Genomic DNA, 1,334 nt, shown 5'->3' with positions numbered 1-1,334 from the left:
CGGCGGTGGTCGATGCTCCCGAGGCGGGCGTGGCGTTGTTGCCGGGTCAGGTCCGGGTGGGTTTGCGCGCGGCGGGTGTGAACTTCCGCGATGTGGTGGCCGGTCTGGGAATGGTTGCGGACGGCCGGATGCTGGGCGGGGAAGGCGCGGGCGTGGTCCTGGAGACCGGACCTGGGGTGGATGGTCTGGTGGTGGGTCAGTCGGTGATGGGTCTGGTGCCGGGGTGGGGGCCGGTGGGGGTGGTGGACGGCCGGCTGGTGGCTGCGGTGCCGCGGGGGTGGTCGTTCCAGGAGGCCGCATCGGTGCCGGTGGGGTTCTTGACGGCGTTTTATGCGTTGCGGGATCTGGCTCAGGTCCGTCCGGGGGAGCGGGTGTTGATCCATGCCGGGACCGGCGGGGTGGGCACGGCTGCCGTGCAGTTGGCCCAGGAATGGGGGCTTGAGGTCTTCGCCACCGCGAGTCCGGCCAAGCAAGTCGCGTTGCGGGCGATGGGCATCGATGAGAGCCACATTGCCTCGACGCGGGATCTGGCGTTTTGTGAGCGGTTCTTGGCCGTGACCGGTGGTGCGGGCATGGACGTGGTCGTCAACGCCTTGGCGGGGGAGTTCACGGATGCCTCGTTGCGGTTGTTGCCGCGTGGTGGGCGGTTCGTCGAGATGGGCAAGACCGATATCCGCAACCCCGAGCAGGTCGCCCAGACATACCCCGGGGTGATCTATCGGGCCTTCGACCTGATGGACGCGGGTGTGCCGCGGGTCGGGGAGATGCTCGCGGAGCTCGGGGTGATGTTCGAGGCCGGGATACTGAAGCCGCCGCCGGTGACGTGTTTCGAGCTGTCGCAGGCGGTCGCGGCATTGCGTCATCTGCAGGCTGCCCGGCATGTGGGCAAGGTCGTACTGAACGTCCCCGCCGCCTGGGACCCGCAGGGCACCGTCCTGATCACCGGTGGCACGGGGACGTTGGGTGGGGAGTTGGCCCGGCACCTGGTCACCGTCCGCGGCGTGCGGCATCTGGTGTTGTTGTCGCGGCGTGGCCCGGCCGCGCCGGGCGCGGCGCGTCTGGTTGCGGAGTTGGCTGAGCTGGGCGCGGAGGTCAGGGTGGAGGCCGGAGATGCCGCCGACCGTGGGGCTTTGGCGTCCGTGCTGGCCAAGATTGCGGTCGAGCGGCCGTTGACGGCGGTGGTGCACGCCGCGGGGGTGATCGACGACGCCACGGTCGAGTCGTTGACGCCGCAGCGGATGGCAACCGTCCTGTCGGCGAAGGTCGACGCGGCCTGGAACCTGCACGAGCTGACCGAGCACGCGGGCTTGGCCGGGTTCGTGCTGTACTCCTCA

General features: G+C 69.9%; 1 protein-coding gene. It reads left to right on the top strand.

Annotated elements, in window-relative coordinates:
• On the top strand, nucleotides 1-1,334 hold a 1,334-nt coding region (locus WA788_RS35260; RefSeq protein WP_335984535.1), incomplete at both ends, for an MDR/SDR family oxidoreductase.

The organism is Streptomyces sp. CA2R106 (assembly GCF_037034245.1).
GTDB lineage: Bacteria > Actinomycetota > Actinomycetes > Streptomycetales > Streptomycetaceae > Actinacidiphila.
Note: the sequence above shows the minus strand (reverse complement) of the source record. Positions and strands in the feature narration are given on the sequence as shown.